The organism is uncultured Nitratireductor sp. (assembly GCF_913053745.1).
In the GTDB taxonomy this organism is placed as follows: domain Bacteria; phylum Pseudomonadota; class Alphaproteobacteria; order Rhizobiales; family Rhizobiaceae; genus Nitratireductor.
This window is the reverse complement of the sequence record NZ_CAJXGF010000230.1, coordinates 1-4,574: the sequence shown is the minus strand read 5'-3', so window position 1 is coordinate 4,574 and position 4,574 is coordinate 1. Positions and strand designations below refer to the sequence as shown.

5 protein-coding genes are annotated in these 4,574 nt (G+C 60.1%); 3 read left to right on the top strand and 2 right to left on the bottom strand.

Features of this window, described 5'->3' with window-relative positions; genetic code table 11:
- Positions 1–11: 11 nt before the first annotated feature.
- Entirely contained in the window at positions 12–2,114 is a 2,103-nt protein-coding gene (locus tag QZ638_RS22575) for a molybdopterin oxidoreductase family protein (protein ID WP_295814845.1), read from the bottom strand.
- 84 nt (positions 2,115–2,198) lie between these two features.
- On the opposite strand from QZ638_RS22575, the gene QZ638_RS22570 reads away from it, so the two are divergent.
- From QZ638_RS22570 to QZ638_RS22560, 3 genes are all read left to right on the top strand, one after another.
- Entirely contained in the window at positions 2,199–3,047 is an 849-nt protein-coding gene (locus QZ638_RS22570) for a 23S rRNA (adenine(2030)-N(6))-methyltransferase RlmJ (protein WP_295814843.1), read from the top strand.
- Positions 3,048–3,126: 79 nt separating this feature from the next.
- Positions 3,127–3,564, top strand: a complete 438-nt coding sequence (locus QZ638_RS22565) for a hypothetical protein (protein ID WP_295814840.1) — start codon at positions 3,127–3,129, stop codon at positions 3,562–3,564.
- 21 nt (positions 3,565–3,585) lie between these two features.
- Complete coding sequence (locus QZ638_RS22560; protein WP_295814837.1) at positions 3,586–4,254, top strand: ribonuclease; 669 nt, start codon at positions 3,586–3,588, stop codon at positions 4,252–4,254.
- A 51-nt stretch (positions 4,255–4,305) separates the two neighbouring features.
- Here QZ638_RS22560 and QZ638_RS22555 read toward each other — a convergent pair.
- On the bottom strand, positions 4,306–4,574 hold a 269-nt coding region (locus QZ638_RS22555; RefSeq protein WP_295814834.1), incomplete at its 5' end, for an outer membrane beta-barrel protein.

Below are 4,574 nucleotides of genomic sequence, written 5' to 3'. Positions count from 1 at the left end.
TACGGATCGCCTCAAATGGTGTGCACCCACACCTTTGTGTCGTGAAAGGCCGCCCCGCCATAAGGCGCGATGGAATCGGCACCGGTCAGCACATTGATGCCTTCCCCGCGTTCGTGTGCGCCATTCGGCCAGATGCCCTCGGCGATGACAACGCCGCGCCGCACGCCGTCGAACAGTTTGACGTGAAGAACCACCTCGCCTCGCCGATTGCCGATTTCCACGCGATCGCCAGCAGCGAGACCGAGTTCGGTCGCGTCGTCAGGATGCAGCATCAGTTCCGGTCGGCCCTCGCGCTTCACCGAGCCTGGCGTCTCGGTAAAGCTGGAATTGAGGAAGGTGCGCGCCGGCGAGGTCGCCAGGCGGTATGGATGCTCCGGATCGGCCACTTCGATGAAATCCATATGATCGGGAAATTCCGGCATGCGAACGTGCGGCCCCTGCAAACCGATCGACGCGGGCGGGCGGTTCGGAGCGGGCGTGCCGGTCCAGTCCGGTCGGAAGCGGTATTTGCCATCCGGATGGCCGAAACCGTTGACAAAATGTGCGGTCTCGAAATCCGGTTGCACATCGGCCCAGCGATCGGCCTTGAAGCTATCGAACGTCCCGAGTCCGCGCCGTTCCAGCATCCAGTCGACATGCTCGCGTGCCGAAAGGCCGAACCCGGCTTTGTCGGCGACGCCAAGGCGTTTGGCGAGCTCCTCGATCACGAACAGGTTTTCGCGCGCCTCGCTCGGCGCATCTACGAGCTTGGGACCCAAGATGATGTGCTGGTGCCCGCCGCCGCGATAAATGTCGTCATGCTCGAGAAACATGGTCGCCGGCAGCACAATATCGGCGAGCTTTGCCGTGTCGGTCATGAATTGTTCATGCACGCAGGTGAAGAGATCGTCGCGCAGAAAACCCTGCTTCACCAACCGCTGCTCCGGCGCGATATTGGCGGGATTGGTGTTCTGGATCAAAAGTGCGGTGACTGGCGGACCACCATGCAGTGCCTCGGGATCGTTGGTCAGGATGCGGCCGATCTGCGCCTGGTCGAGTGAGCGGATCGCCGGGTCACGCAGCACGTCACCCTCGATCTGCGACTTGTCCAGACCGAAAATACCCGAATTCGAGTGGAAAGCACCACCGCCTTCGTATTGCCAGCATCCGGTGACGGCCGCGACGGACAGGGCTGCATGCATGTTCACGACGCCATTGCGATTACGCGTAAAACCGTAACCCAGCCGAAAAAAGGTGCGTTTGGTCTCGCCCACAAGCTTCGCAAACGTCTCGATCTCTTCAACCGACAAGCCCGTGATGGCGGATGCCCATTGCGGCGTGCGCGACTTCAGATGTGCCTCGAGCCCCCTGGGATCGTCCGTGTATCTATCGAGAAACGCCCAATCCGCAAAACCGTCGCGGAAAAGTATATGCATGACCGCGCAGGCGAGCGCCGCGTCCGTTCCCGGCTTCAAGACCAGACCGAGATCGGCCTGTTTCATGGTGGCATTGTCGTAGACGTCGATCACGACGATCTTGGCGCCGCGTTCCTTGCGCGCCTTGATTGCGTGGGTCATCACATTGACCTGAGTGGCCACGGCGTTGGTACCCCAGATCACAACGCAATTGGCCTTGGCCATCTCGCGCGGATCGGGCCCGCGCAGATCGCCCGTTCCCATCACGAATCCCGTCCACGCCGCATTGGTGCAAACGGTGCCGAAAAAACCCGAATAGCGCTTGGCATGCCGCAGACGGTCTATGGAATCGCGTTGCACCAGACCCATCGTGCCAGCGTAAAAATACGGCCAGATGGCTTCGCTTCCGTGTCGTTCTTCCGCCTTGAGGAACGCTTCGGCAACCCGGTCGAGCGCGGCTTCCCAGCTCGCCTCCTTCCAAGCTCCCTCCCCCTTCGCGCCCGAACGAACCCGCGGTTTGAGAAGCCTTTCGGGGTGGTGGATGCGCTCCGCATAGCGCGCAACCTTGGCGCAGATCACCCCGGCAGTGTAGCTGTTGTCCTTGGCGCCATGGACACGGCCGATGCGGCCGTCCTTCACCTCGACATCGAGCGCACAGGTGGATGGACAGTCGTGCGGGCAGGCCGAATGGCCGATGTGAATGTTTGCGTGTGTGTTCATGCCGGGAACACTAGCGATTTTCCGCCCGGACGAGTAGAGCCAGTTCTCAGGAAAATAGGGGCAAAGGGTCATAGAACGAACGCCATGAACTATCGCCACGCCTATCACGCCGGAAACTTCGCCGATGTCGTGAAGCACGCAGTTCTCGTACGCATCGTCGAATATCTGAAACACAAGGACAAAGCGTTCCGTGTGATCGACACGCATGCGGGCATCGGCCTCTACGATCTCACTTCCCAGGAAGCGCAGAAAACCGGTGAGTGGCGAGATGGAATCGGCCGGCTTGTAGACGCGAACGTCGACAATGAAACGGCCAATCTTTTGAATCCCTTGCTGGCGGCGGTTCATGCCGTGAATCAGGACGGTAGCATCCAGCATTACCCGGGGTCGCCGTGCCTCGTGCGCCATTTGCTGCGAAAGCAGGATCGGCTGACCGCCATAGAATTGCATCCGCAGGACGCCGCCTGTTTGAAGCAAACCTTCTCCGGCGACTTCCAAACGCGGGTGATTGAACTGGACGGTTGGCTGGCGCTGGGGGGACACCTGCCGCCGAAAGAAAAGCGCGGGCTTGTCCTGATCGATCCGCCCTACGAAAAGGAAGATGAGTTCGAACGCATCGTTGCGAGGCTGAGGAAAGCGCATGCGCGCTGGCCTGGCGGCATCTACGCAATCTGGTATCCGATCAAGAAACACGAAACGATCAAGGCATTTCGAGACAATCTCGCCGGCAGCGGTATCGCCGATACGATCGACATCCGGCTCGAGCTACGCGCGCCTTCCACAGAGCCGCAGCTCGACGGTACGGGCATGATCGTGGTCAATCCACCCTTTGTGCTGCACGAGGAGATGAATGTGCTTCTTCCAGTCCTCGCCCGCATCCTCGGCGACAGCGAAGAGGGCCGTTGGGGCATCGAAAGGCTTACGGCGGAATAGCCCGCTCATGCTTGACCGCGAACGCGCGCTGGCGCAAAACTCTATCCGCTTGCATCGTAACAATCCGGGAGACAGATATATGGCGCGCTTCAAGGCTTTGACGGCCGGCCTCGCCGCAACCTTTGCCGCAGCATTCGTTCCGACGCAGGCGCAGGCGGCCGATCCGGTCGGTGTTTACGGCGCAGTCGATGATGTCTGCGCAGATGCCCGCGTTCACTCGACAATCCAGAAGCGTTTCCGCCATCAGGTCACCCATGTGCCGAATCTGCCGGACGTCGGCATCGTCGATTTCTACGGTTCTTACCAGACACGCTATAACCCGGCTTCCGGCGACAGCCCCATCGAGCGGCGCTATTGCCGCGCAACGGCGCGTCTTTCCGACGGCCGCGACCGCACGATCTGGTACCTCATCGAGTATGGTCAGGGTTTTGCGGGCCTCGGCAGCAATGTCGAGTTCTGCGTTTCCGGTTTCGACCGTTGGAACGTCTATAACGGTCACTGTCGCGTACTGCGCTAGGTGCGAATATCGGGGCAATCGATGCGTTTCGGAATAAGGCTCGGCGCCCTCGCCCTGACATGTCTCCTGACTGCGCCGGCTCCAGCTTTGTCAGGCGAGCGTGGCGCGCCGGCGGGTGAGTTCGATTTCTATGTGCTGTCGCTCAGCTGGTCTCCCAGCTACTGCGCGGCGGAAGGGACGGACGCCAACAGGCAGCAATGCGGGCGCGAGCGACCCTATGCCTTCGTGGTCCACGGGCTCTGGCCGCAATATGAGAAAAGTTACCCCGAATATTGCCGCTCGAAACGCCCGCAGCGCGTGCCCAATGCTCTTGTGGACCAGTATCGCGACATAATGCCCTCGGCCGGATTGATGGGGCATCAATGGCGCAAGCACGGTATGTGCACCGGGTTCGCACAGAAGGATTATTTCAATCTTGCCCGCAAGGCGCGACAACGTCTGGAAACACCCTCGCAATTCCGTAGGCTTGAAAAGCCGACCATGGTTTCACCGGAGCGTGTCGAAGAGGCTTTCCTGACCGCCAATCCGGGTTTGCCGAAGGACGCGATCGCCGTCACGTGCGACAAGCGTTATCTGCGTGAAGTGCGGATTTGCATGACCAAAGATCTCGAATTCCGTTCCTGCGAGGCCGTAGACAGGAAAGATTGCCGTCGGGAGCGCGTTCTGATGCCTCCCGCACGTGGCAAATAAAAAGCCGGGCACATGGCCCGGCTTTTCGCGTAATCGCTTACGTCAGTTCGATCAGAACTGCATACCAAGGCCGAACATGACCTTGTTGGAGCTGTCGCTGACTTCCTGTGCACCGCTGCCGGTGTTGAACGTCTCGTCACCGAATTTGGTGTAACGATATTCAACGCGGCCGAAGACTTTATCGGTCAGCTTGGCATCGACACCTGCGCCGGCAGTCCAGCCAAGCATGGTGTTGGTGTCCGAACCGGCTGCGTCGGTAATCTTCAGACGCTCGGCAGCACCGCCGGCCGTACCGTAGATCAGGATGTTCTCGGTTGCCG